Annotated in this window: 25 protein-coding genes and 1 tRNA gene; 17 read left to right on the top strand and 9 right to left on the bottom strand. The window is 71.9% G+C overall.

Features of this window, described 5'->3' with window-relative positions; genetic code table 11:
• Positions 1-51 precede the first annotated feature (51 nt).
• The 3 genes from BLT76_RS17695 to BLT76_RS17685 are packed head-to-tail and all read left to right on the top strand — an operon-like array spanning position 52 to position 4,086.
• A complete protein-coding gene (locus tag BLT76_RS17695) occupies positions 52-1,707 on the top strand; it encodes a sensor histidine kinase (protein ID WP_090859235.1) in 1,656 nt (551 codons plus the stop codon).
• A 20-nt stretch (positions 1,708-1,727) separates the two neighbouring features.
• Positions 1,728-2,507 carry an isoprenyl transferase gene (locus BLT76_RS17690; protein WP_090859233.1) on the top strand — a complete coding sequence of 260 codons (780 nt, stop codon included), beginning with the start codon at positions 1,728-1,730 and terminating at the stop codon, positions 2,505-2,507.
• Between the two features lie 16 nt (positions 2,508-2,523).
• Positions 2,524-4,086 (top strand): PAS domain-containing sensor histidine kinase, encoded by a 1,563-nt coding sequence (locus BLT76_RS17685; protein ID WP_090859231.1) that lies wholly within the window; start codon positions 2,524-2,526, stop codon positions 4,084-4,086.
• A 6-nt stretch (positions 4,087-4,092) separates the two neighbouring features.
• Here the strand turns inward: BLT76_RS17685 and BLT76_RS17680 are convergent, their stop codons facing one another.
• From BLT76_RS17680 to BLT76_RS17665, 4 genes are read right to left on the bottom strand one after another with little or no spacing between them, the layout of a single operon-like run.
• On the bottom strand, positions 4,093-4,494 hold the full coding sequence (locus tag BLT76_RS17680; RefSeq protein ID WP_090859229.1) for a Fur family transcriptional regulator: 402 nt from the start codon (positions 4,492-4,494) through the stop codon (positions 4,093-4,095).
• On the bottom strand, positions 4,481-5,497 hold the full coding sequence (locus BLT76_RS17675) for a metal ABC transporter permease (RefSeq protein ID WP_244509479.1): 1,017 nt from the start codon (positions 5,495-5,497) through the stop codon (positions 4,481-4,483). Before BLT76_RS17675 ends, BLT76_RS17680 begins: the two co-directional genes overlap by 14 nt.
• Complete coding sequence (locus BLT76_RS17670; RefSeq protein ID WP_244509461.1) at positions 5,497-6,300, bottom strand: metal ABC transporter ATP-binding protein; 804 nt, start codon at positions 6,298-6,300, stop codon at positions 5,497-5,499. The genes BLT76_RS17675 and BLT76_RS17670 overlap by 1 nt, the downstream gene beginning before the upstream one ends.
• Entirely contained in the window at positions 6,297-7,295 is a 999-nt protein-coding gene (locus tag BLT76_RS17665; RefSeq protein ID WP_090859227.1) for a metal ABC transporter substrate-binding protein, read from the bottom strand. The genes BLT76_RS17670 and BLT76_RS17665 overlap by 4 nt, the downstream gene beginning before the upstream one ends.
• Before the next feature lie 61 nt (positions 7,296-7,356).
• Here BLT76_RS17665 and BLT76_RS17660 point away from each other — a divergent pair, with 61 nt between their 5' ends.
• The 12 genes from BLT76_RS17660 to BLT76_RS17600 all read left to right on the top strand — a co-directional run bounded on the left by BLT76_RS17660 (position 7,357) and on the right by BLT76_RS17600 (position 19,508).
• Entirely contained in the window at positions 7,357-7,677 is a 321-nt protein-coding gene (locus tag BLT76_RS17660; RefSeq protein WP_090859225.1) for an antibiotic biosynthesis monooxygenase family protein, read from the top strand.
• A gap of 65 nt (positions 7,678-7,742) precedes the next feature.
• On the top strand, positions 7,743-9,140 hold the full coding sequence (locus BLT76_RS17655) for a glycine--tRNA ligase (RefSeq protein WP_090859223.1): 1,398 nt from the start codon (positions 7,743-7,745) through the stop codon (positions 9,138-9,140).
• Positions 9,141-9,164: 24 nt separating this feature from the next.
• Complete coding sequence (locus BLT76_RS17650; RefSeq protein WP_090859221.1) at positions 9,165-9,827, top strand: hypothetical protein; 663 nt, start codon at positions 9,165-9,167, stop codon at positions 9,825-9,827.
• Between the two features lie 37 nt (positions 9,828-9,864).
• Positions 9,865-11,013: a tRNA dihydrouridine synthase DusB gene (dusB, locus tag BLT76_RS17645; RefSeq protein WP_090859219.1), complete on the top strand. Its 1,149-nt coding sequence runs from the start codon at positions 9,865-9,867 to the stop codon at positions 11,011-11,013.
• Positions 11,014-11,165: 152 nt separating this feature from the next.
• The gene (locus BLT76_RS17635) at positions 11,166-12,020 is read left to right on the top strand and encodes a VldE C-terminal domain-containing protein (RefSeq protein ID WP_170867120.1); all 855 of its coding nucleotides are present in this window, start codon (positions 11,166-11,168) and stop codon (positions 12,018-12,020) included.
• Between the two features lie 24 nt (positions 12,021-12,044).
• Complete coding sequence (locus tag BLT76_RS17630; RefSeq protein ID WP_090859213.1) at positions 12,045-13,283, top strand: deoxyguanosinetriphosphate triphosphohydrolase; 1,239 nt, start codon at positions 12,045-12,047, stop codon at positions 13,281-13,283.
• A gap of 24 nt (positions 13,284-13,307) precedes the next feature.
• Positions 13,308-14,222, top strand: a complete 915-nt coding sequence (locus BLT76_RS17625) for a 2-hydroxyacid dehydrogenase (protein WP_090859212.1) — start codon at positions 13,308-13,310, stop codon at positions 14,220-14,222.
• 28 nt (positions 14,223-14,250) lie between these two features.
• On the top strand, positions 14,251-16,152 hold the full coding sequence (gene dnaG / locus BLT76_RS17620; protein WP_090859210.1) for a DNA primase: 1,902 nt from the start codon (positions 14,251-14,253) through the stop codon (positions 16,150-16,152).
• Between the two features lie 23 nt (positions 16,153-16,175).
• Positions 16,176-16,628 (top strand): hypothetical protein, encoded by a 453-nt coding sequence (locus tag BLT76_RS17615; protein WP_211753044.1) that lies wholly within the window; start codon positions 16,176-16,178, stop codon positions 16,626-16,628.
• 61 nt (positions 16,629-16,689) lie between these two features.
• Positions 16,690-16,762, top strand: a tRNA-Asn gene (locus BLT76_RS17610).
• 67 nt (positions 16,763-16,829) lie between these two features.
• The gene (locus BLT76_RS17605; RefSeq protein ID WP_090859209.1) at positions 16,830-17,804 is read left to right on the top strand and encodes a GNAT family N-acetyltransferase; all 975 of its coding nucleotides are present in this window, start codon (positions 16,830-16,832) and stop codon (positions 17,802-17,804) included.
• Positions 17,805-17,864: 60 nt separating this feature from the next.
• Positions 17,865-19,508: an LCP family protein gene (locus BLT76_RS17600; RefSeq protein WP_090859207.1), complete on the top strand. Its 1,644-nt coding sequence runs from the start codon at positions 17,865-17,867 to the stop codon at positions 19,506-19,508.
• A 36-nt stretch (positions 19,509-19,544) separates the two neighbouring features.
• Here BLT76_RS17600 and BLT76_RS17595 read toward each other — a convergent pair whose 3' ends face one another.
• The 5 genes from BLT76_RS17595 to BLT76_RS17575 all read right to left on the bottom strand — a co-directional run bounded on the left by BLT76_RS17595 (position 19,545) and on the right by BLT76_RS17575 (position 22,549).
• Entirely contained in the window at positions 19,545-19,757 is a 213-nt protein-coding gene (locus BLT76_RS17595) for a hypothetical protein (protein WP_090859205.1), read from the bottom strand.
• Between the two features lie 135 nt (positions 19,758-19,892).
• Positions 19,893-20,735 (bottom strand): twin-arginine translocase subunit TatC, encoded by an 843-nt coding sequence (gene tatC, locus BLT76_RS17590; protein ID WP_090859203.1) that lies wholly within the window; start codon positions 20,733-20,735, stop codon positions 19,893-19,895.
• Positions 20,736-20,742: 7 nt separating this feature from the next.
• Entirely contained in the window at positions 20,743-20,997 is a 255-nt protein-coding gene (tatA, locus tag BLT76_RS26615) for a twin-arginine translocase TatA/TatE family subunit (protein ID WP_090859201.1), read from the bottom strand.
• A gap of 14 nt (positions 20,998-21,011) precedes the next feature.
• Entirely contained in the window at positions 21,012-21,428 is a 417-nt protein-coding gene (locus tag BLT76_RS17580; protein WP_090859199.1) for a sec-independent translocase, read from the bottom strand.
• A 194-nt stretch (positions 21,429-21,622) separates the two neighbouring features.
• Positions 21,623-22,549 carry a ferritin-like domain-containing protein gene (locus BLT76_RS17575; RefSeq protein WP_090859197.1) on the bottom strand — a complete coding sequence of 309 codons (927 nt, stop codon included), beginning with the start codon at positions 22,547-22,549 and terminating at the stop codon, positions 21,623-21,625.
• Positions 22,550-22,987: 438 nt separating this feature from the next.
• Here BLT76_RS17575 and BLT76_RS17570 point away from each other — a divergent pair, with 438 nt between their 5' ends.
• Positions 22,988-24,178 (top strand): Nramp family divalent metal transporter, encoded by a 1,191-nt coding sequence (locus tag BLT76_RS17570; protein ID WP_244509460.1) that lies wholly within the window; start codon positions 22,988-22,990, stop codon positions 24,176-24,178.
• A 175-nt stretch (positions 24,179-24,353) separates the two neighbouring features.
• A partial coding sequence (locus tag BLT76_RS17565; RefSeq protein WP_211753043.1) for a hypothetical protein occupies positions 24,354-24,761 on the top strand: 408 nt, incomplete at its 3' end.

Raw genomic sequence — 24,761 nt, 5'->3', positions numbered from 1 at the left:
AACTTCCGCGCGGACCGGCCGATCCTCACCCTGACGGATGAGGGGTCAGACATGAGGGGCTGGGGTCGACGCGGCGGGTGGGTGCTCGCCCACCTGCGCTGGAACGACGGCGAGCCCGACGCTCGCGTCCTCCAGATCGGCTTCACGCTGGCCCTGGTCGGGGTGCTCGTGCTGCGCGACGCGGGTGGCCGCTCGGAGGACGTCCTCTCGTGGCCGACCGCCGGCGTGGCACTGTCGGTCCTCGGGGCGGCCGTCGTCCTCGCGGCACCGGACCGCTGCGTGCCGTTCCTGACGCGCGTGATGGCCGTGGTCAACATCGCCGCGCTCGGCATGCTCGCCGCCGGGTCCGACCTGGGTACGGCGTCGCCGCTGCTCCTGCTGCCCTCCCTCTGGCTCGGCCTGGAGCTCGGCCTGCGCGGAGTGGCTCTCGCGGTCGGCTCGGTGCTGGCCTTCATCACGGTCCCCGGCCTGCTCGCCCACGGCGTCGACGCCCTGACGCTGGAGCGCCTCGTGGTGCTGCCGGTGGTGGCCGGGGTCGGCGCGGCGTCGATCACCGCCGGGCTGGTCGCGGCGCGCAGCGCCCAGGCCCGGGCGGAGGCGCGCGAGGCCGACCTCGCGGCGGCGCTGGAGATCATCGAGCGCAACCGGCGATCCGCGCACGCGATCTTCGAGGCCGTCGACGTCGGGCTGGCCCTGCTCGACAGGGACGGGCGCCCGACGCTGATGAACCACCGGCTCACCGAGTTCTCGGAGCTCGCCTACCCCGGCGGCGACATCAGCCGCCCGCGGGTGTTCGACGAGACCGGTCGGGTCCCGCTGTCGCTCGACGACGTGCCGACGGTCCGGGCGCAGCTGGGCGAGGAGTTCGACGACGTACGGGTCTGGATCGGCGCGGAGGAGCGGACCCGACGGGCGATGTCGATCTCCGCGCGGCGCGTCGAGGACTCCGACGGCGCCCTGCTCGGGGCGGCGGTCTCCTACACCGACGTCACCGAGTTCATGCGGGCCGCGCAGGTCAAGGACGACTTCATCGCACTGGTCTCCCACGAGCTGCGCACCCCGCTCACCTCCATCGTGGGGTACGTCGCCATCGCGCTGGACGAGGAGGACCTCGACCCGGTGCTCCGCAAGCAGCTGGAGGTGGTGGCCCGCAACGGACGGCGCCTCGAGCGCCTGGTGGGCGACCTGCTCGACGAGGTCCAGCACGAACGGCGGCCGGCCTCGCTGCGTGACCAGACCACCGACCTCGCCGAGATCGTGCGGGAGAGCGTCGCCGCCGCCCGTCCGCACGCGACCGCCTCCGAGGTGGAGCTGGTCGCCGACGTACCGGCGTCGATCCCGTTCACGGGGGACGGCCAGCGGCTGGCCCAGGTCGTCGACAACCTGGTCTCCAACGCCATCAAGTACTCCGAGGCCGGTGGGCGGACCGAGGTCCGGGCGGGCGTCGAGGGCGGCAGCGCGGTGATCCGAGTCCGCGACACCGGCATCGGCATCGACCCGGCGGACCACGACCAGCTGTTCACCCGCTTCTTCCGCACCCGCGAGGCCACGCTGCGCGCGATCCAGGGCGTGGGCCTGGGCCTGTCGATCACCAAGTCCATCGTCGAGAGCCACGGTGGCGTGATCGAGGTGGACAGCGAGGTCGGCCAAGGCAGCGAGTTCCGCGTCGTCCTCCCGCTGCACGTCGTTGAGCGGCTGGCGTCCTGAGCGCCACTAGGCTCCGGGGCGTGAAGCGTCGCGTCCGCCAGCCCACCCCGCACCCGTCGGGAGCCACCCCGCCCCCGGTCCCGCGGGAGCTCGTGCCCCGGCACGTCGCGATCGTCATGGACGGCAACGGCCGCTGGGCCAAGGAGCGGGGCCTCCCGCGCACCAAGGGCCACGAGCAGGGCGAGAGCTCGCTCTTCGACGTGGTCGAGGGCGCGATCGAGATCGGGGTGAAGGCGGTCTCGGCGTACGCCTTCTCGACCGAGAACTGGAGCCGCTCGCCCGACGAGGTGAAGTTCCTGATGGGCTTCAACCGCGACGTGATCCGGCGCCGGCGCGACGAGATGCACGAGCTCGGCGTCCGGGTCCGGTGGGCGGGGCGCGCGCCGCGGCTGTGGAAGTCGGTCATCAAGGAGCTCCAGGTCGCCGAGGAGCTCACGAAGGACAACGACGTCTGCACCCTCACCATGTGCGTCAACTACGGAGGCCGGGCCGAGCTGGCCGACACCGCGCGCAGCATCGCCCGGGAGGTCGCGGCCGGCCGGCTGAAGCCGGAGAAGATCGACGAGAAGGTCTTCGCCCGCCACCTCTACGTGCCCGAGCAGTCCGACGCCGACCTGGTCTGGCGCACGTCTGGGGAGCAGCGGCTCTCGAACTTCATGCTCTGGCAGGCCGCCTACAGCGAGTTCGTCTACTCCGACGTGCTGTGGCCCGACGTCGACCGCCGGCACCTGTGGGCGGCCGTCGAGGAGTACGCCCGGCGCGACCGACGCTACGGCGGCGCGCTGCCGAACCAGGTCTGAGTCGAGGGGCGGGGGGATGATGCGACAGCTGAGCTGGAGCGCGGTCGACGACGACGATCCGCGCCTGCTGCAGGCGGCGTTCGCGCTGCTGGTGACGCTCGACCTGGCCTTCCGGATCCAGGGTGGGGCGCGCTGGGACCTCGTCTCCTGGCCAGTCTTCGCCGTCGTGCTGCTCGCGGTCGTGACCGCGGCGACGCTGCTGCTGCCGTGGGACCGGATGCCGTCGGTGATGCTCGGGGTGCTGGCCGTGCTCGACATCGCGGTGATCGGCACCGGCCGACTCAGCCCGGAGGGCAGCAGCATCGCGATTCTGCTGCTCCTTCCGGCCCTCTGGCTCGGGCGGTACGGCGCCGTCCGTGGCGCGGTCGTCTGCTTCCTCGCGGTCGGGCTGTTCCAGGCCCTGCCCGGCCTCGTGTACGGCGAGCTGGCCGGCGCCAACCTCTCCCGCTCGGTGCTCCCAGCCCTGGTCGCGGTCGGCGCGACGGTCGCGAAGGCCTCCGCCGTCCAGGCGATCGGTCGCCAGCAGCGGATGTCCGACGCGATCTTCGACACCGTCGACGTCGGCCTGGTCCTGCTCGGGCGCGACGGCACCTACGAGCGGATGAACCGCCGGCACGAGGAGTTCATGCGTGTCGGCTACCCCGACGGTCACGACGGCGTGGCCGGGCAGACCGGGGCGGTCTTCGAGGAGGACGGCAGCACCCCGCTGGCGCGCGAGCTGACCCCGACGTTCCGCGCGATGACGGGGGAGGAGTTCGACGACTGCCGGCTGTGGATCGGGACCGACCCGCGCAATCGCCGGGCCATCTCGGTCTCGGCGCGGACCGTGCGCGACGAGCAGGGCGACTTCGCCGGGGCCGTGCTGGCCTACAAGGACGTCACCGACTTCATGGGGGCGCTGCGGGTGAAGGACGAGTTCGTCGCCTCGGTCTCCCACGAGCTGCGGACCCCGCTCACCTCGATCACCGGCTACGTCCAGATCCTGCAGGAGCGCGACGACCTGCCCGAGCAGGCGGCGAGCCAGCTCGGGGTCGTGGCACGCAACGGAGACCGGCTGCTCCGACTGATCGGCGACCTCCTGCACGCGGCCCAGGCTGACGCCAGCGGCCCGCAGCTGGAGCGGAGCCACACCGACCTGGCCGTGATCGTCCGGGACTCGGTCGAGGCCGCCTCGCCGGCCGCCGAGGCCGCGGGCGTGGTGCTGGAGCTGACCGCGCCGCCCCGGCTGCCGATGTGCGCCGACCCGCGCCGGATCGGCCAGGTCGTCGACAACCTGCTCTCCAACGCGGTCAAGTACAGCCACCGCGACGGCCGGGTCCAGGTGTCGCTGGCCCTCGATGGCGACCGCGCCCAGCTGGAGGTGCAGGACGGCGGCATCGGCATCTCGTCCGCGGACCGGGACCGGCTCTTCACCCGCTTCTTCCGCACCCGCTCGGCGGCCGAGAGCACCATCCCGGGGGTCGGCCTGGGCCTGAGCATCACGAAGGAGATCGTGGAGGCCCACGGTGGTCGGATCGAGGTCGAGAGCGTCCTCGGCACCGGCAGCGTCTTCCGGGTGCGGCTCCCGCTCGAGCGCTGAGCGGGTTCAGCCGCAGCTCGGGCAGGTCCCGAAGATCTCCAGGGTGTGGCTCACGTCGGTGAAGCCGTGCTCGGACGCGATCGCGCGCGTCCAGCGCTCGACGGCGGGGCCCTCGACCTCCACCGTGCGTCCGCACGAGCGGCAGACCAGGTGGTGGTGGTGCGTGTCGGAGCAGCGGCGATAGATCGCCTCGCCGTCCTCGGTGCGGAGCATGTCAACCTCGCCGGCGTCGGCGAGGCGCTGCAGGGTGCGGTAGACCGTGGCCAGGCCGACGTGCTCGCCCCGCCGGCCGAGCAGCTCGTGGATCTCCTGCGCCGAGCGGAAGTCGTCGAAGGAGGCCATCGCCTCCGCGACGGCGATCCGCTGCCGGGTCGGGCGCAGCGGCGGGGTCGCGTCAGTGCTCGTCATAGTGCCTCCCGTGGACCGCGTGCCGGTGGCCGTCGTGGACGTAGTCGACGTGGTCGCCGTGGGGTACGGCGGGGTGCCCGCAGTCCGGTCCGTGCTCGTGGGCGTGCTGCTCGTCGCAGACCTGGTGGGTGGCCGCGTGCTCCTCGGCCTCGACCGCGGGGAACGGCCGGCGCAGCCGGGCCCGTCGGCGCAGCAGCGCGCCGACCGGCCAGGTCGCGACGAAGCAGGCCAGGGCGAGCAGCACGATCGCCGGCCCGGGCGCGACGGTCAGGTCGTGGCTCGTGGAGAGGTACGCCGAGACCAGCAGCCCGCCCACGCCCGCGCCCGCACCGACCACGACCGCGCCCGCGACCGTCGCGCGGAACGACCGGGCCAGCTGCTGGGACGCCGCGACCGGCACGATCATCAGCGCCGAGACCAGCAGCAGGCCGACCGTGCGCATCGCCACGGTGACCGTCACCGCGGCGAGCACGGCGACCAGCAGGTTGTAGGCGCGGACGTTCAGCCCGGCGACCCGGGCGAAGTCCTCGTCCTGCGAGACCGTGAACAGCTGGGGGAGCAGGCCGAGGCCGAGGAGCAGGATCACGGCCGCCAGGCCCAGGGTGAACCAGAGGTCGGCCCGCGAGATCGAGGTGATCGAGCCGAAGAGGTACTGCTGCAGCTTCGCGCCGGTCTGTCCCGCGAGGCCGGTGATCATCACGCCGCCCGCGAGTCCGCCGTAGAAGAGCAGGGCCAGGGCGAGGTCGCCGCTGGTGTGCCCGCGCTCGCGGATCACCTCGATGGCGATTGCGCCGAGGACGGCGACGACCACGGCGGTCCAGGTCGGGGCGACGCCGGTCAGCAGCCCGAGCGCGACTCCGGTGACGGCCACGTGGCCCAGGCCGTCACCGAGCAGGGCCAGGCGACGCTGGACCAGGTAGGTGCCGATCACGGGCGCGGCCAGGCCGGTGACGAACGCGGCGAGCAGCGCGCGCTGCATGAACTGGTACTGCAGCAGCTCGATCACCAGGAGGCCTCCTCGCCGTGCGGGTGCGGGGTCCGGTCGAGGGGCGCCATCACGCCCGGGTGGTGGTCGTGGCGGCCCTGCGGCGGGTGGTGGTGGCCGTGCGCGTCGTCGAGGGCGAGCGGCGGGCCGTCGTACACGAGACGGCCGTCGCGGAGGACGACGGTGCGGTCGACGAGGGGCGCGAGCGGGCCGAGCTCATGGGTGACGAGCACGATCGTGCTGCCGGACCGCGACAGGGCCGAGAGCGCGGCGGCGAGGGCGTGCTGGTTGGGCAGGTCGACGCCCGCGGTGGGCTCGTCGAGGAAGAACAGGTCGGGCTCGCCCGCGAGCGCCCGGGCGATGAGGACCCGCTGCTGCTGGCCGCCCGAGAGGGTGGCCACGCTGTCGCGGGACCGGTCGGCGAGGCCGACCAGGTCGAGCGCGGCCGCGACCGCCGCGCGGTCGGCGCGGCTCGGCGGCCGCAGCAGCCGGCGCCGGGTCAGCCGGCCGGAGGCCACGACCTCGGCGACCGAGGCCGGGACGCCGCTGGCCGCACTGGAGCGCTGCGGCACGAACCCGAGGCGGTGCCAGTCCCGGAAGGACTCGAACGGGGTGCCGAACAGTTTCAGCTGCCCCCGGGAGAGCGGACGCAGGCCGGTGAGGGCCCGTACCAGGGTGGACTTCCCCGATCCGTTGGGGCCGAGCAGCGTGACGAACTCGCCCGACCGGACCGTCAGGTCGATCTGTCGCAGCACCGGCCGCCCGGCGATGGCCACGGCGCCGTCGCTGAGCTCGACCACGGGCTCGGTCGGACGGGTCAACAGCGGTTCGCCTGCTCGAGCTTCGTGAGGTTCTGCCGCATGAGAGAAAGGTAGTCCTCGTCCGCGGTGTCGTCGGTCAGGCCCTCGAGGGTGTCCAGCACCTCGGTCTGCACACCCACGTCGGAGGCCAGGGTCTCCGCGCTCTTGGGGCTCACCAGGCTCTCGGAGAAGACGGTGGTGATGCCGTCGGACTTGATGAGCTCCTGCAGGTCGGCGAGTGCGGCCGGCGTGGGCTCGGCGTCCGGGGTGATGCCGGTGATCGACTCCAGGTGCAGGCCGTACTTCTCCAGGTAGCCGAACGCGTCGTGGTTGGTGACCACCGTCGTGATCGTGCACTGGGCCAGCCCGTCGGCGTACGACGCGTCGAGCTCCTCGAGGTCGGTGCGGAGGTCGGCCGCGTTGGCCGCGAACGTGTCCTTCTGGTCCGGGTCGATCTCGCCGAGCCGGCCGGCGATCGCGTCGCCGAGCTCGGCCATCCGGAGCGGGTCCTGCCAGAAGTGCGGGTCGTACTCGCCGTGGTCGTGCTCCTCCTCGCCGTGCACGTGCCCCTCCTCCTCGGCGTGGCCCTCCTCGTCGGCGTGCTCCGCGTGCTCCTCCGCGGTCTCGCCCTCGTGGCCCTCCTCCTCGGCGAACGGCAGCAGGTCGACGACGTCGGCGGCGTCCAGCACCTGGCCGGTCGCGACCTCCTCGGCCGCGTCGTCCACGGCGGGCTGCAGCGAGTCCACGTAGACCAGCAGCGCGGAGTCGGCGATGGTCGCGGTCTCCTTCACGTCGAGGGTCAGGTCGTGCGGCTCGCCACCGGGGGTGGTGAGGTTCTCGACGTCGAACGCGTCACCGGCCACGCGGGCGGCGACGTACTCCAGGGGGTAGAGGCCGACGGCCACGGTCCGCGAGTCCGCGGCCGCCTCGCTGTCGTCGGAGAAGGCGGCGCAGCCGGTGAGGGAGAGCGCGCCGACGGCGGCGAGGGCGGGGACGAGGAGGCGGGAACGCTGCATGAGAACGATTCTCATGGCGATTGAGAATCGTTGTCAAATCAGCCGTGGGTAGGGTGAGGACGTGCTGGTCGTGAACAGGTTCCGGGTCCCGGTCGGCGAGGGCGAGACCTTCCGGGTCGACGTCGAGCTGGCCCGGGCGACGCTCGCCGAGCGGCCCGGGTACGTCGGCGGCGCGATCGGTCGCAACCTCGACGATCCCGAGCTGTGGGTGCTCACGACCACCTGGGAGCACGTCGGCGCCTACCGCCGCGCGCTCTCGTCGTACGACGTGAAGCTGCACGCCGTCCCGCTGCTCGGACGCGCCCTGGACGAGCCGAGCGCCTACGAGCCGGTCGAGCCCGGGGCCGACCTCAATATCCAGGCGACGCGCTCGCTAGGCTGAACGCTCGACCTTTCCTCCTCGGTCGGCAGCCAGCCGACCGCCCCCTGCACCAGGAGCTGAACCCCGTGGCCAAGCCGCCCGCATCCACCGTCGACCACGTCGTCTCCCTCGCCAAGCGGCGCGGCTTCGTCTACCCGTGCGGCGAGATCTACGGCGGCACCAGGTCGGCCTGGGACTACGGCCCGCTCGGCGTGGAGCTGAAGGAGAACATCAAGCGCCAGTGGTGGCGCTCGATGGTCCAGAGCCGCGACGACGTCGTCGGCCTCGACTCCAGCATCATCCTGCCGCGCCCGGTGTGGGAGGCCAGCGGCCACGTCGAGACGTTCTCCGACCCGCTGACCGAGTGTCAGTCGTGCCACAAGCGCTTCCGGGCCGACCACCTGCAGGAGGCCGTGGCCGAGAAGAAGGGCCTCGACAACCCCGACGACGTCGACCTCACCGACGTCGCCTGCCCCAACTGCGGCACCCGCGGCGCATGGACCGAGCCGCGCCAGTTCTCCGGCCTGCTGAAGACCTACCTCGGCGTGATCGAGGACGAGTCCGGCCTGCACTACCTGCGCCCCGAGACCGCGCAGGGCATCTTCGTGAACTTCGCCAACGTCGTGACCAGCTCGCGCCAGAAGCCGCCGTTCGGCATCGCCCAGATCGGCAAGAGCTTCCGCAACGAGATCACGCCCGGCAACTTCATCTTCCGCACCCGCGAGTTCGAGCAGATGGAGATGGAGTTCTTCGTCAAGCCGGGCGAGGACGAGGAGTGGCACCAGTACTGGATCGACCAGCGCACCCAGTGGTACGTCGACCTCGGCATCGACCCCGAGAACCTGCGCCACTACGAGCACGCCCAGGAGAAGCTGAGCCACTACTCCAAGCGCACCGTCGACATCGAGTACCGCTTCCGCTTCGCCGGGTCCGAGTGGGGCGAGCTCGAAGGCATCGCCAACCGCACCGACTTCGACCTGACGACGCACGCGAAGCACTCCGGCACCGACCTGTCGTACTTCGACCAGGCCAACAACGAGCGCTACACGCCGTACGTCATCGAGCCGGCGGCCGGGCTCTCGCGCAGCCTGATGACCTTCCTGGTCGACGCCTACACCGAGGACGAGGCGCCGAACACCAAGGGTGGCGTCGACAAGCGCACCGTGCTGAAGCTCGACCCGCGCCTCGCGCCGGTCAAGGTCGCGGTGCTGCCGCTGTCGCGCAACGCCGACCTGTCGCCCAAGGCGAAGGCCCTGGCCGCCGAGCTCCGCGGGAACTGGAACGTCGACTTCGACGACTCCGGCGCGATCGGGCGCCGCTACCGCCGCCAGGACGAGATCGGGACGCCGTTCTGCGTGACGGTCGACTTCGACACCCTCGAGGACGACGCCGTCACCGTGCGCTCGCGCGACACCATGGAGCAGCAGCGGATCCCGCTCGAGGGGATCACGCGCTTCTTCGCGGAGCGGCTCGTCGGCTGCTGAGGATCTGCGATGCACAATGGCCGGATGCTGAACCGCACCTCCGCCGCGCTCCTGGCCGTGCTCCTCGGTACGACGTTGCTGGCCGGCTGCTCGGACGACTCCGACAGCGGCTCGGGCGAGAAGAGCTCCTCGGCGAGCCCGTCGGCCGCGGCGTCGTACCTGCCGGTCCCTGACGGGGTCGAGCTGACCGCGCAGGGCACCTCGCTGGCGGTGGGCGACACCGCCACCGTCGCGTGGGAGCCGGTCCAGGACACGGTCGGCGTCCTCGACATCCGGGTCGACCGACTCGAGCAGACCTCGTTCAAGCGGTCGTTCGCCGGCTGGAAGATCGACGACACGACGTTGAAGACGCGCCCCTACTTCGTCCGCGCGACCATCACCAACACCGGTGAGACCGACCTGGGCGGGCAGCGGGTCCCGCTCTACGCAGTAGACGGGGAGAACCGGCTCGTCGACTACTCCGGCTTCGGCAGCTCCTTCAAGCCGTGCGCGAGCACCGACTTCCCGGAGGCGTTCGCGCCCGGGACGACGGCCGAGTTCTGCCTGGTCTACCTGGTGCCCGACCGCGGCGACCTGACCGCGGTGAGCTTCCGGCCCACCCAGGAGGTCAACCCGATCACCTGGACCGGTGAGCTGACCAAGCCGGCGGCGGCGTCCTCGACGAAGGTCAAGAAGAAGAGCTCCTGATTTCGTCCGTCGGCCCGCCCGACCGGAGAATGGACCCATGGTCCTGGCCGTGCCCCCGTCGACGTCGCTGACCCTCGGGTCCCTGCGCGTGGACACGCCCGTGGTGCTCGCGCCGATGGCGGGCATCACCAACGCCGCCTACCGACGGCTGTGTGCGGAGCAGGGGGCGGGCCTCTATGTCTGCGAGATGATCACCAGCCGCGGGCTGGTGGAGGGCGACCAGCACACCAAGGACATGCTCGTCTTCGACGAGCGCGAGACGGTGCGGTCGGTCCAGCTCTACGGCACCGACCCCGTCTACGTCGGCAAGGCCGCCGAGATCCTCTGCGCCGAGTACGGCGTCGCCCACATCGACCTGAACTTCGGCTGCCCGGTGCCCAAGGTGACCCGCAAGGGCGGCGGCGGGGCGCTGCCGTGGAAGCGCGGGCTGCTCGGCGAGATCCTGGAGCACGCGGTCGCCGCGGCGACGCCGTACGACGTGCCGGTGACGATGAAGACCCGCAAGGGCATCGATGACGACCACCTGACCTACCTCGACGCCGGGCGGATCGCCCAGGAGACCGGCTGCGCCGCGATCGCGCTGCACGGGCGCACCGTGTCGCAGGCCTACTCCGGCGCGGCCGACTGGGACGCGATCGCCGCCCTGGTCGCCCACGTCGACATCCCGGTGCTCGGCAACGGCGACATCTGGGAGGCGGCCGACGCGCTGCGCATGGTCGAGCAGACCGGGGCGGCCGGCGTGGTGGTCGGCCGGGGCTGCCTGGGGCGTCCGTGGCTGTTCCGCGACCTGGCCGCGGCGTTCGCAGGCGAGCAGGTCGCGACCCTGCCGACGCTGGGCGAAGTCACGGCGATGATGCGCCGGCACGCCGAGCTGCTCTGCCAGCACATGGGGGAGGAGCGGGGCTGCAAGGAGTTCCGCAAGCACGTGTCCTGGTACCTCAAGGGGTTCGCCGCGGGCGGCGAGATACGCCGGTCGCTGGGCCTGGTCGACTCGCTCGCCGCGCTGGACGCGCTGCTCGCCGACCTCGACCCGGACGAGTCGTTCCCCGTCTCCGAGCTCGGGACGCCGCGCGGCCGGCAGGGCTCGCCGCGGCACAAGGTCGCGCTGCCGGAGGGCTGGCTGGACGACGCCGACGGGGCGGGCAGCCACGTCCAGGAGGACGCCGGGGAGACCACCGGCGGCTGAGCTGACCCGGCCCGGGTGAGCGGGAACACGCCGTACTTTTGCCGTCCGGTTTTGGGACAGGTCACCGGGGCTGTGGTTTAGTCGTCAACCGAGCCGGAGCCGTCACCTCGGACCCGGCCGTCCCCTGTCAGCAACAGCAAAGGATCGACGCTGTGGCAGAACACCGCCACAAGCGGGAGACCCCTGCCCGCCGTATGCCCCGCGCCGCCGTCGTCGCAGGCCCGCTCGCCGTCTTGGCGACCGCCTCCGCCGTGACGCTGGGTGTCCTGGCCAGCGACCCCGGCACCCGCGACCTCCTGGCCGCCGACGCCTCCTCCGGCCTCGCCGCCGCCGCCCCGGTCGCGCCGCGGCAGCAGGTCATCTCCCGCAGCTCGCGCCGGGCGACCATCGAGCCGTTGTCCAAGGAGGAGAAGGTCACCTCCCCGGCCGCGACCCGGGTGGCGGTCCGCCAGGCCGACACCCGGCTGTGGACGAGCGAGGCGCTGAACCTGTGGGCCGAGCCGGGCGAGGACGCTGAGAAGGTCGGCGAGATCGACGCCGGCGAGAAGCTGCTGGTCACCGGGCGCGAGCTCGACGGCCGGGTCGAGGTCGTCGTCGACGGCGTCGCCCGCTGGGTCACCGAGGGCTACCTCACCGACGAGGAGCCGCTGGTCATCGGCGGCGACTGCACCAACGGGACCTCCGTGCCCGCCGGGGTCAGCGAGAACATCAAGAAGGTGCACGCCGCGGTCTGCGCGGCGTTCCCCGACATCTCGACGTACGGCACCTTCCGCGGCGACGGCGAGCACGCCCAGGGCATCGCGGTGGACATCATGGTCAGCGGCGAGGAGGGCTGGAAGGTCGCGGAGTTCGTCCGCGCCAACTACTCCGAGCTCGGCGTCAGCTACGTCATCTACTCCCAGAACATCTGGTCGGTCGAGCGGTCCGGTGAGGGCTGGCGCGGGATGTCGGACCGCGGGTCCACCACCGCCAACCACTACGACCACGTCCACGTCACGACCTACTGACCCATCTCAGTAGGGTCGTCCCCGATGGACGTCCTGAGCCGGTACGACGAGGCTGCGCGCGAGCGCCTGGTCGCGGAGCCCCCCAAGCGGGTGGACGCCCCGACCCGGGCGCCGTTCGAGCGCGATCGGGCGCGGGTCGTGCACGCCGCGGCCTCGCGCCGACTGGCCGCGAAGACCCAGGTCGTCGACCCGCGGGCGGACGACTTCGTGCGCAACCGGCTCACCCACAGCCTGGAGGTCGCGCAGGTCGCGCGGGACCTGTCGCGGGCGCTGGGCAGCCAGCCGGACCTCGCCGAGACCGCGGCGCTCGCGCACGACCTCGGACACCCGCCGTTCGGCCACAACGGCGAGCGGGCGCTGGCCGCGATCGCCGAGGACTGCGGCGGCTTCGAGGGCAACGCCCAGACGCTGCGGCTGCTGACCCGGTTGGAGGCGAAGACCTTCGACGCCGACGGTGCCTCGGTGGGCCTCAACCTCACGCGGGCGACCCTGGACGCCTGCACCAAATACCCGTGGACCCGCGCCGAGGCGCCCGCCTCCGGCAAGTTCGGCGTCTACGCCGACGACCTGCCGGTCTTCGGCTGGCTGCGGGCGCCCGCGCCGCCCGGCACCCGCCAGTGCCTGGAGGCGCAGGTGATGGACCTCGCCGACGACGTCGCCTACTCCGTGCACGACGTGGAGGACGGGATCGTCGCCGAGCGGGTCGACCTGACCCGGCTCGACCCGGCGGCGGTCTGGGAGACGGTCCGCGGCTGGTACCTCCCGGACGCCACGGATGACGAGCTCGACGAGGTGCTGGCCGGGCTGCGCACGCAGGAGAGCTGGCCGACGACGTCGTACGACGGGTCGAGGCGCGGCCAGGCCGCCCTGAAGAACCTCACCAGCGACCTGATCGGCCGCTTCTGCGGCGCGGCCCAGCACGCTACCTTCGCGGCCGGCGATGGCCCCTTCGCCCGCTACGAGGCCGACCTGGTCGTCCCCGAGCGGACCCGGCTGGAGATCGCGGTCCTGAAGGGCATCGCCGCGCACTACGTCATGCAGGCCGAGGACCGGATCGCCCTGATGGTCCGCCAGCGCGAGCTGGTCGCCGAGCTGGTCGCCGTCCTGCTGGACCGCGGCCCCGACGTCCTCCAGCGCCCGTTCGGCGACGACTGGCGGTCCGCGGCCGACGACGCCGCCCGGTTGCGCGTCGTGGTCGACCAGGTCGCCTCGCTCACCGACGCCAGCGCGGTGGCCTGGCACACCCGGCTCACGTCCCGGTAGGCCGGGGAGCCTAGGCTCGAGGGCGTGAGCGACCCCCTCGTCTGGCTGCCCTTCGAACCCGAGCTCCTGGGCGACCCGCCGAGCGGGCTGCGCTACGAGGTCGTCGACCCCACCGAGCAGGTGCCGGACAGCGTGACGGACGTGCGCTTCTACGTGCCGCCGTACCAGATGGGGCCCTCGATCGGCGAGGTGCTCGGCCGGATGTCGAGCCTCGAGGTCGTCCAGACGCTGTCCGCGGGCGTCGACAACGTCCGGTCCCGGATCCCCGACGGCGTGACGCTGTGCAACGGCCGGGGCATCCACGACACGTCGACGGCCGAGCTCACACTGGCGCTGATCCTGAGCAGTCTCCGTGGCATCCCCGACTTCGTGCGCCAGCAGGACCGGCGTGAGTGGAGCCCGGGCTGGCGGCCGGCCCTGGCCGACAAGCGCGTCCTGCTCGTCGGGTACGGCGCCATCGGCGAGGCCATCGAGGCCCGGCTGCGGCCGTTCGAGACCGAGGTCGTCCGGGTCGCGCGCACCGCCCGCGACGGCGTCCACCCGGTCGAGGAGCTGCCCGACCTGCTTCCGGACGCCGACGTCGTGGTGCTGATCATCCCGCTCACCGACGCCACCCGCGGCCTGGTGGACGCCGGCTTCCTGGCCCGGATGAAGGACGGCGCGCTGCTGGTCAACGTCGCCCGTGGCGCCGTCGTGGTGACCGACGACCTCGTCGCCGCGCTCAGCACCGGCCGCATCACCGCGGCCATCGACGTGGCCGACACCGAGCCGCTCCCACCCGAGAGCCCCCTGTACGACGCCCCCGGCCTGCTGATCAGTCCGCACGTCGGCGGGGCCAGCAGCGCGATGTGGCCGCGCGCCCACCGGCTGGTCCGCGACCAGCTGCACCGCTTCGCCGCGGGGGAGCCGCTCCACAACGTGATGTCCGGGGAGTACTAGCCCGCCCACGCGCCCGTAGGATCGGCACGTGCCGGGCCGGATTCGCGAACAGAGCATCGTCGAGGTGCGCGAGAAGGCGCGCATCGACGAGGTCGTCTCCCAGTACGTCACCCTGCGCCACGCCGGCGGCGGCTCCCAGAAGGGTCTGTGCCCCTTCCACGACGAGAAGTCGCCGTCGTTCAACGTCAACCCGAGCCGGGGGTTCTACCACTGCTTCGGCTGCGGGGAGGGCGGCGACGTCATCAGCTTCGTGATGAAGCTGGACGGCCTCAACTTCGGCGAGGCGGTCGAGCGGCTCGCCGAGAAGTACGGCGTCCAGCTGCAGCGCGAGGAGGGCGACGACCGCGACGACCGTCCGCGCGGTCCCCAGCGCGGGAAGCTGGTGGAGGCGCACCGGGTTGCCCAGGAGTTCTACGCCGAGCAGCTCGCGACGCCGGCGGCGTTGCCGGCCCGGCAGTTCCTGGCCGAGCGCAGCTTCGACCAGTCGCACGCCGACATGTTCGGCATCGGCTTCTCGCCGCAGGGCGGAGAGGAGCTCTTCCGCCACCTGCGCCAGCGCGGCTTCTCGCAGGAGGAGGTCGTGGCAGCCGGGCTGGTCAAGCTTGGGCGCTCGGCGTACGACGCGTTCCGCGGGCGGCTGATGTGGCCGATCCGCGACGCCAGCGGCGACACGATCGGCTTCGGCGCGCGCCGGATCCTCGAGGACGACCGGATCGAGGCCAAGTACCTCAACACGTCCGAGACCTCGATCTACAAGAAGAGCCAGGTGCTCTACGGCATCGACCTCGCGCGCAAGGAGATGGCCAAGTCCTCCCAGGCGGTCGTGGTCGAGGGCTACACCGACGTGATGGCCTGCCACCTCTCCGGCGTCGGCACCGCGGTCGCGACCTGCGGCACCGCCTTCGGCGACGACCACTCCCGGGTGCTGCGGCGCTTCCTGCACGACCACGAGGAGTTCCGCGGCGAGGTGATCTTCGCCTTCGACGGCGACGCCGCCGGCCAGAAGGCGGCGCTGAAGACCTTCGCCGGCGACCAGAACTTCGTGTCCCAGACCTACGTCGCCGTGGAGCCCGACGGACTCGACCCCTGCGACCTGCGGCTGAAGAAGGGCGACGCCGCGGTCCGCGAGCTGGTCGCCCGGCGGGTCCCGCTCTACCGCTTCGTGCTCAGCAACGTCGTCGGCAAGTACGACCTCGACCGCGCCGACGGCCGGGTCGACGCCCTGCGCGAGGGGGCCCGCCTGGTCTCGAGCATCCGCGACCGGTCCAAGGTCGACGCCTTCGCCCGCGAGCTGGCGGGCATGGTCGGCGCCGACCCCGAGGACGCCCGCAACGAGGTACGACGGGCCGCGAAGCGCCCGGCCCAGCCGCCCCGCACCGACGACCGCCGGGCCCGCCAGCCGGAGCCCGAGCCGACGCCGGCGCCCGCCCCGCGCCGGCAGGTGCCCGACCTGCGCGACCCGCGGTTCGCCCTGGAGCGGGAGACGCTGAAGCTGGTCATCCAGCACCCGATGGCCATCGGCCGCACCACCGGCGACATCGGCGGGAACGACTTCCTGCACCCGACGTACCGAGCGGTCTGGGAGCTGGTGGCCGCCGCCGGCGGCCCGGCGGCCGGCTCGGGCGACCCGGGGTGGGCGGGCCGGATCCGCGACGGCGCGAGCGACCCCGAGGTCTCGGCCGCGATCAGCGCCCTCGCGGTCGAGCCGCTGCGCACCATCAAGGAGCCCGACGCGGCCTACGTCGCCGAGCACGTCTTCAAGCTGCTGGAGCTGACGGCCGCGCGGCGGATCGCCGACATCAAGTCCAAGCTGCAGCGCACCAACCCGGTCGAGCATCCGGAGGAGTTCAACCGGATGTTCGGCGAGCTGGCGGCGCTGGAGGCGCACCGTCGCGCGCTGCGCGACCGGCTCGGGGGCTCGACCCTGTGAGGCTGCGCCGTACCCCTCCGGCGGTGGCGGTGCACCGCGGCGAACGGCTGCTGGCCTCGGCGGACAGCGCCGAGGGCGTCGTCGGCGGCACCCGCGACGCGCTCTACCTCCCCGACGGCACTCGGCTGCCCTGGGAGGAGGTCGAGGCCGCCGACTGGGGCCGCGACGAGTCCACCCTGACGGTCAGCGAGGTCGGCCGCTGGGGCGCCCCGAGGGCGGAGCACCGGTTGTCGATCGAGGAGCCGGGCCGGCTCCTGGAGCTCGTGCGGGAGCGGGTGACGGCCAGCATCGTGCTGCAGCGCCACGTCGCCGTCGACGGTGGTCGCGGCTTCCGGGTCATCGCCCGACGGGCGCCGCGCGGCGACCGTCCGCTCGCCTGGCTCTACGAGTACGACGAGGGCGTCGACCCCGACGACCCGGCCGTGCAGGCCGCGGCCACCGAGGCCCTGGCCGCCGCGCAGGCCGAGGTCGGCTGACCACCCACCTCGATTTCGTCGGGCCGCTCGCGTCTTGCTAGGGTTTCCCGCGCTGCACCGATCCCCTGTAGCTCAATTGGCAGAGCATTCGACTGTTAATCGGAGGGTTGTTGGTTCGAGTCCAACCGGGGGAGCAGAAGAGTGGGGCCGACACCGTCACGGTGTCGGCCCCACTCGTGCGTCCGGGGTAGGTTCCGGCCCATGTCGCACCCGGTGGTCGAGGTCGATCCGCACGACGAGGCGGCCCTGCGGGAGTGGTACGACGTCGAGGCCGCCTCGGTGCGCCACGGTCGCCCGCACGCGCTGCACCGCACCTTCGCGGCGCTGGCCCACCCGGTCCGCGACCCCAGTCCCTTCCGGCGGGTGCACCTGCTGGCGGTGCGTGTCGACGGCGCGACCGCGGGCATCGCGGAGCTGGTCCTCGACCAGGCGGAGAACCGGCACTTGGCCGAGCTGGAGGTGCACGTCCACCCCGACCACCGGCGCCGCGGGATCGGTCGGGCGCTGCACGACCACGCCGACGCCGTACGCCGGGCGGACGGCCGCCGGACCGTGACGGGGGAGCTGTCGGTCGCTGCGGAGGACGCCGCGGCGTCCGGGCTCGCGTTCGCCGAGGCGCTCGGCTTCACGACCGTGCACCGGGAGGAGCACCTGGTCCTGCCGCTGCCGGCCGACCCGCCCCGCACCGAGCCGCCGCCCGGGTACGACGTCCTCACCTGGCGCGACCGCTGCCCGGACGAGCACCTGGACGCCTACCTCGCGATGCGCCACCGGATGGCGCTCGACGTCCCGACCGGCGGTCTCGACCAGGCGCCGGTCCGGCTCGACGCGGAGCGGCTGCGGACCCAGGAGCGTCGTACCGCTCGGTCCTACCGGCAGGTGGTGGCGGTCGCCCGGCACGACGACGGGACGAGGGCCGGGTACTCCGTCGTCTTCTGCGCCCACGACGACCGCGAGGCGATCCAGGACGACACCCTGGTGATGCCGGCCCACCGGGGCCACGGACTCGGGCGGCAGCTGAAGCTGGCGACCCTCGACGTGCTCGCCCGCGAGCACCCGGACCGGCGCGCGCTGCACACCTGGACCGACCCCGACAACCACGCGATGCGTCGTACGAACGAGGCGTTCGGCTACCGCCCGGCCGAGCTGCTCCACCAGGTGCAACGGGAGGACTGAACCCGCAGACCTGGGGATCAGCCACGATCCGGCACCTCGACGGGGTATTTTGTCCGCGCCATGGTCGACGCGCTGCCCCCTCTCCCTGCTCCGCAGGTCCCCGCGCCCTCGCGACGGGGAGGCCGGCGGAGGGCCGAGTCGGGTGACGCCCGCCGGTCCCGGCGTTCGGCTTCGGCGGTCCCGCGCGGCGGCGCCCGGCGCGCGAGCGGGCAGCGACGGGCGCACGGCCTCCCCGGCACGATCGGGGTCACCCTGCTCGGCGCGCTGCTCCCGGGCTCCGGGCTCGTGTGGAGCGGCCGTCGCGCCCTCGGGTGGCTGGTCCTGCTGCCGACCGTGCTCGGTCTCGCGGCCGCGGGCTGGTACGTCGGCCGCGACCTGCGCGCCGTCCTCGACTTCGCGACCTCGCCGACCCAGCTGAAGATCGCCGCCGCGGTGTTCGTCGTCGGTCTCGTCGCCTGGGCGGGCGTCGTCCACCTGACCTACCGCAAGGTCCGGCCGCTGCAGCGGTCCCGCTGGCACACGGCGGTCGGCCAGGGCTTCGTGGTCGTGCTCTGCCTGCTGGTCGGCGTCCCCGTCGCGTACGCCGCCCGCTCGGCGCTGGCGACCTCCGACCTGGTGTCGTCGGTCTTCGAGGGCAACGAGACGGCGACGTCGCCGGAGGACGTCACCAAGGCCAACCCGTGGGGCGACCGCGAGCGGGTCAACGTGCTGCTGCTCGGTGGCGACGGCGGCGTCGGCCGCACCGGCGTCCGCACCGACACGGTGATCCTCGCCAGCATCTCGGTGCGGACCGGCCGGACCGTCATGTTCAGCCTGCCGCGCAACATGATGAACGCCCAGTTCCCCGAGGACAGCCCGCTCCACGACCTCTACCCGGACGGCTATTCCGGCGCCGAGGACGACGGCTTCTACATGCTCAACGCGATCTACGGCCAGATCCCGGAGCGCCACCCCGGCGTGCTCGGGAAGAGCAAGAACGAGGGCGCGGACGCGATCAAGCAGGCCGTCGCGGGCAGCCTCGGCATCCGGGTCGACTACTACGTCCTGGCCAACCTCAAGGGCTTCAAGGACGTCGTCGACGCGATGGGCGGCATCACCGTCAACGTCAACAAGCCGGTGGCGATCAACGGCAACACCGACGCGGGGATCCCGCCGACGGGCTACATCGAGCCCGGCCCGGACCAGCACCTCGACGGCTTCCACGCCCTGTGGTTCGCGCGCGGCCGCTGGGGGTCCGACGACTACGAGCGCATGGAGCGCCAGCGCTGCACCATCGACGCGATCATCGACGCCGCCGATCCGGCGACCCTGATCACCCGCTACACCGAGCTGGCGGCCGCCGGCAAGGAGGTCGTCTCCAGCGACATCCCGCTCGACCTGGTCCCGGCGTTCGTGGAGCTGGCGCTGAAGGTCAAGGACGCCAATGTCCGCTCGGTCGTCTTCAAGCGGTCCGACAAGTTTTTCTCCGGCGACCCCGACTTCGCATGGATGCACGAGACCGTGACGCGGGCGATCAAGCCCCGCTCGGCCACGCCCACCGAGTCGCCTTCCGAGTCGCCTTCCGGGTCCCCGTCCGAGTCGCCGTCCGGGACCCCGTCGGGCTCGCCGACCGCGACCCCGTCCGAGGAGCCCGGCGCAGCGGTCGACGCCCGCGACTCCTGCGGCTACGAGCCGGTCGAGGGCGTCGAGGCCGCGGGGGAGTAGAGCCCGCTCAGGCGACCCGGCGGATGACTGACGGGCCTACGCCGTGCGTCGCGGTGGCGTGGCCAGTGAGCCCACGGTCACGCGGAGCGCGCCGAGGTCGCCGACCAGGTCGTGGACCTCGCGGTAGGCCAGCCGCATGGCCGGGTCGGGCGAGCGTCGCAACCCGTCCAGGGCGAGCAGGGCGTGTGAGGTGCGTCGGGCGACGGCATCGATCTGTCCGTCGATCGTCCTGAACTCCGCCTGGTCCATCCCCTGCTCCGTCCCCGTGGCGCGATCCGCTGGGGTTAAGACTGGCGAGGTCCCTGACCCACCCGGGGGACGATGCGAGTGCGAGATCGCCGAATTTGGGTAGGCCTGTCGTCTCCCCGGATGGTCCGCGGACCATCAGTCGTGGATCGGTGAGACCTCGTCGTCCGCCCAGGCCGGGTCCTGGGCACGGCCACGGCGTCGGTCGAGCAGTCGAGAGACGATCTCGGCCACGATGAACAGCCCGAGCATGGGGAAGGCCAGCATCAGCATGGAGAACGGGTCGGTCGACGGGGTGGCGACCGCCGCGAAGACGAAGGTGCCGATCACGATCCAGGGCCGGTGCCGGCCGATGGCCTTCCCGGAGACGACGCCGGCCAGGTTGAGCATCACGACGAAGAGAGGGATCTCCATGGCGATCCCGAAGACCAGGAGCATCCGGGTCAGGAAGGAGAAGAACTCGCCGAAGTCGACCAGGTTGGTCACGTCGACCGGCGTGAAGCCGATCAGCACCTCGATGCCCTTCGGCAGGACGTAGTACCCGAGGGCGACGCCGCCGAGGAACAGGGGGCCGGCCACGGCTGCGAAGACGCGCGTCCACCGCTTCTCCCCGGAACGCATGCCCGGGACGACGAACCCCCAGATCTGCAGCAGCCAGTAGGGGCTGGAGAGGATGACGGCGGCGACACCGCACAGCTTGAGCTGGAGCATCAGCGGAGAGGTGACGCCAGAGATCACCAGATCGGTCGGGACCTCCTGGCCGAGCGCCGCGACCGCCTGGTCGTAGGGGCGCCGGACGAGCTCGAGGAGCTGGTCGTAGAAGAACAACGAGATCCCGAAGACCACGACCACCACGAGGACCGAGCGCATGATCCGCGCTCGCAGCTCGCGGAGGTGGTCGGTGAGGACCATCCGACCGTCCGTCCCGACCGCGTGACGCGGGCGGGTGCTGAGGATGCCGATCGCTCCGCTGATGCTCATGACGATCTCAGGGACGCGGGTCGGGCGCGGCGACCGGCTCGACCCGGGGGCGGGGCTGGGGGACGTCGGCGGCACGGCCGGTGTCGACGGTGTCGTCGTCGCCGTCCATCAGCTCACGGGTCTCCGCCTTGAAGATTCGCAGGGCACGGCCGCTGCCGCGAGCCAGCTCGGGAAGCTTGGTGGCGCCGAAGAGCAGCACCAGGACGGCCAGGATGATGAGGAGCTCGGTCGTGCCGAGCCCTCCGATCAGGAGCGGGTTCATGGGGCGTTCCTTCCTCAGGTCGCGTCGGCGTACGACGGGGCGTCGTGCCGGCGGGTGGAGCGGGTGGGGACGTCGTCGTCCGGGTCGTCGTCCAGGTCGTCCCTCGCGTCGGGATCCGACACGACGAAGTCGTCGGGGTCTTCCTCGTCCTGCTGGTCGTCCGCGCGGTCGTCGGGCCGGTCCTCGTCCTCCAGGGCCGAGGTGACATGACGACGGACGATCTCGCGAGGATCGAGGTCGCGGAGCTCGAGGTCCGCATACTCGGGGCCGAGCTGTTCGCGCAGCTCGTCACGCGCGCCCTCGGCCAGGCGCTTCGCGGCACGGATCAGCGAGCCGGCCTGACGCGCCAGCTCGGGGATCCGATCAGGGCCGAAGACGCAGACGGCGACGAGCGCGAGGATCGCGAGCTCGGGTAGTCCGATGCCGAACATGTGCTCTCCCTCCTTCGGGGGACGTGCCGGTCGGGACGGGACGGGATCGTCCCGTCCCGACCGGCATCGGGTCAGCGGACCGGGACGGTGACCCTCTGCAGGTGCGCGGGTCCGATCAGGGCCCACGCGATCCGGAGGTGGATCAGGACCAGGACGAGGGCGCCGAGGTACTGCTGCCAGGTCATCGCGGTCACCTACTTCTTGCCGCCGCTGACCGTGATGGCGCCGTTCACGCCACGCGGGAAGAAGCCGCCCCGGGAGACCTGCTTCGGGTTCAGGTAGGCGATGTTGAGCACCTGGGCGGCCGAGCGGCTGTAGACGATGCCGTTGCGGTCGGTGGGGACCAGGTTGATCTTCTTCGTGTTGCCGAGACCCCGGTCAAGGTCGGACCGGCCGTCGAGCGAGTCGCGGGCGTTGCTGATCGCCCGGGCCGGCTTCCACAGGTCCTTCTCGTAGAGCGCGGACCGGATGATGCCGGCGTGGTAGGACTCGACCGCCAGGATGCCGGCGGCGGCCTCCAGGTAGGTCTTGTTGCTGATCAGAGGAGCGGCGCCCTTGTAGGCGGTCACCCCCACGTCCTCGAAGATGTACGCCGCCAGCAGGAAGTTGTTCTCGTTGGCGAACGGGTCGAAGGTCTGACCCTCCTCGATGAGGCCGGCGGCCCGGGCGGCGGCGGTGAAGCTGCTGCGCAGGTTGATCTGCGGGCGAGCCACCTTGGCGCCGCCCAGCGCGGTCCGGAGGAACTTGACGTGCGCCAGCTCGTCCCCGGCGATCTCGCGAGCCGCCTTGGCGATGCGCGGGGTGTCGAAGTCGACCTTGCGGCCGCCGGTCACCCCACCCTTGCGGCCCTTACCGGAGGTCAGCCGGTCACCCAGCGAGCGCCCGAACGCGGCCTGCTGGTAGAACTCCGCCTCCAGGTACTCCAGGTTGAGGGCGAAGTTGAGCACCGCCCCGTCGCTGGGAGCGGCGGCCGAGGCAGAGGTGGTCGCCGCGCCGGTGAGCGCGGCCCCGCCGACGGCACCCAGGCCGGCGACTCCCGCCGACTTCAGGAAGATCCGGCGGTCGGTCTCGTTCTCGGCACTGCGGTTGATCATGTCGCGAACGACGGTCTTTCCGAACATGTCATCTCCATCCGAATTCACGTGGAACGGCGCACGCGGACCGGTCGGACCGCCGAGAATGCGCCACTGCTCGATCTTGCGAGAATGGCGTGGCCACCCTTGCGCTATTCGACATCCGCGCCGGCTTGGATTTCCCCGATGCGGATTTCTGCGACATCATGGACCTGACGCACATGCACCACGCAGGCCGCTGACCTGGATGAACGTACTCCTGAATCGGGCTTTGCCAAGGGGTTGGAGAAAAGAAAAATAAAGTCGCCTCCAATCCGATCTGGCGATGGCTTCGAAGATGAAGAGCCATGACCTCGCTTTAAAATGGCGCTCTTGAAATGCGCCCAAATATGCGCTTTGGTGAATTGTCAGCGCCAATTTCGCCCGGTCAGGACCGATGCCATGTTCCAGGAACGACGTCGTTTCCTCGCTCGTCCCCGTGCCACCGTGGGCGGGCCTCTCCCGCTGCTCGGACCGGCCTTCGTCACCGCCATCGCGTACGTCGATCCGGGCAACTTCGCGACCAACCTCAGCGCCGGGTCGACCTACGGCTACCTGCTGGTCTGGGTCGTGGTGGCGAGCAACCTGATGGCGATGCTGATCCAGTACCTCTCGGCCAAGGCCGGGATCGCGACCGGGCTGAGCCTGCCGGCGCTGTGCCGTCGCCAGCTGCCGAGGCCCGCCGTACGCGGACTGTGGTTCCAGGCCGAGCTGGTCGCGATCGCCACCGACCTGGCCGAGGTCGTCGGCGGAGCGATCGCGCTGAAGCTGCTCTTCGACCTGCCGCTCCTCGTCGGCGGGACGATCACGGCCGTCGTCGCCTTCGCCCTCCTCGGACTGAAGTCACGAGGGCACCGGCCCTTCGAGGCCGCCATCACCGGCCTGCTGGCGGTGATCCTGATCGGCTTCGTCTACAACGTGCTGCGCGGCGGGCCCGAGCCGCTCGCGGTCGCCTCCGGCCTCACGCCGCAGTTCGCCGGCTCGGAGTCGGTGCTCCTGGCGGCGGGGATGCTCGGTGCGACCGTGATGCCGCACGCGATCTATCTGCACAGCAGCCTGACCACCGGCCGCTACGTCACGACCACCGAGCCCCAGCGGCTGGGACTGCTGCGCAGCCAGCGGATCGATGTCGTGACCGCCATGACGGTCGCCGGGTTCATGAACCTCGCGCTGCTCGTCATCGCCGCCAGCGCCTTGAGCGGACGCGCCGACACCATCGAGGGCGCGCACGCCGCGATCGGGACGAGTCTCGGCACGGTGACGGCGCTGCTGTTCGCGCTCGCCCTGCTCGCCTCCGGCTTCGCCGCCTCCAGCGTGGGCACCCTGTCGGGCCAGATCGTGATGGAGGGCTTCCTGCGCCGCCGGATCCCGCTGGTGGTGCGGCGGCTGGTCACCCTGGCCCCGGCCCTCGTCGTTCTCGCCCTGGGAGTGGAGCCGACCCAGGCCCTGGTCGTCTCCCAGGTGGTGCTGTCGTTCGGCATCCCGTTCGCGCTGGTGCCGCTCATCATGTTCACCCGCCGCCGCGACATCATGGGCGCCCTCGTCAACCGACGCGGTACGACGTACGCCGCAGCCGTCGTCGCCGCGGTGATCATCGCCCTCAACCTCGCCCTGATCGTCCTCACCGTCCGCGGCTGACCCGGCGCGCGGTGAGACGGCGCGTCGCCGGCCCACCGCCGCCGGGCCTCCGCGAGACCGCCGAGCTGATGTTTGACCGATCCAAGACGGATCCCTAGGTTTTCCCGCAAGGTGCGGCTCGGAGCCGCTCGGGGAGTGAGGCGTGATGTCGTCGACGGAACTGAGCGGGCGTCGGGTGCCCGTGGAGCACCGGTGGCTGGGACTGGACCGTCGGTCCATCCCCTACGCGGTGGTCGCGTTCGCGGTCTTGGCGCTGTGGGCCTGGGTCGTGCCGTGGGTCGATGACCAGGTGGCGTGGGACGACACGACCCGCACCGGCGAGGCGTTCCGGGTCACCACGGAGGTCAGCATGTCGGTTCCGCCGGGGTGGGGCGTGATCTCGGGTCTGAGGACCACCGACGAGCCGCGCGGCGGCGACCAGGCGCGGGATGTCGAGCAGACGGTCCTGACCAAGGACGGTGTCGTGTTCTCGATCCAGCAGGGTCCGTTCGACGAGAGCCCGATCCGGCTGCTGGACCAGGTCGAGCGGATCACGGGCGCGGGAAGCTCGGGGTACCACGTGTCGGGTGAGACCCGCGACATC

This window comes from Nocardioides lianchengensis, assembly GCF_900101465.1.
Taxonomy (GTDB): Bacteria; Actinomycetota; Actinomycetes; order Propionibacteriales; family Nocardioidaceae; genus Nocardioides; species Nocardioides lianchengensis.
The sequence above is the reverse complement of the archived record's forward strand: the minus strand, read 5'-3'. Positions and strand labels throughout refer to the sequence as shown.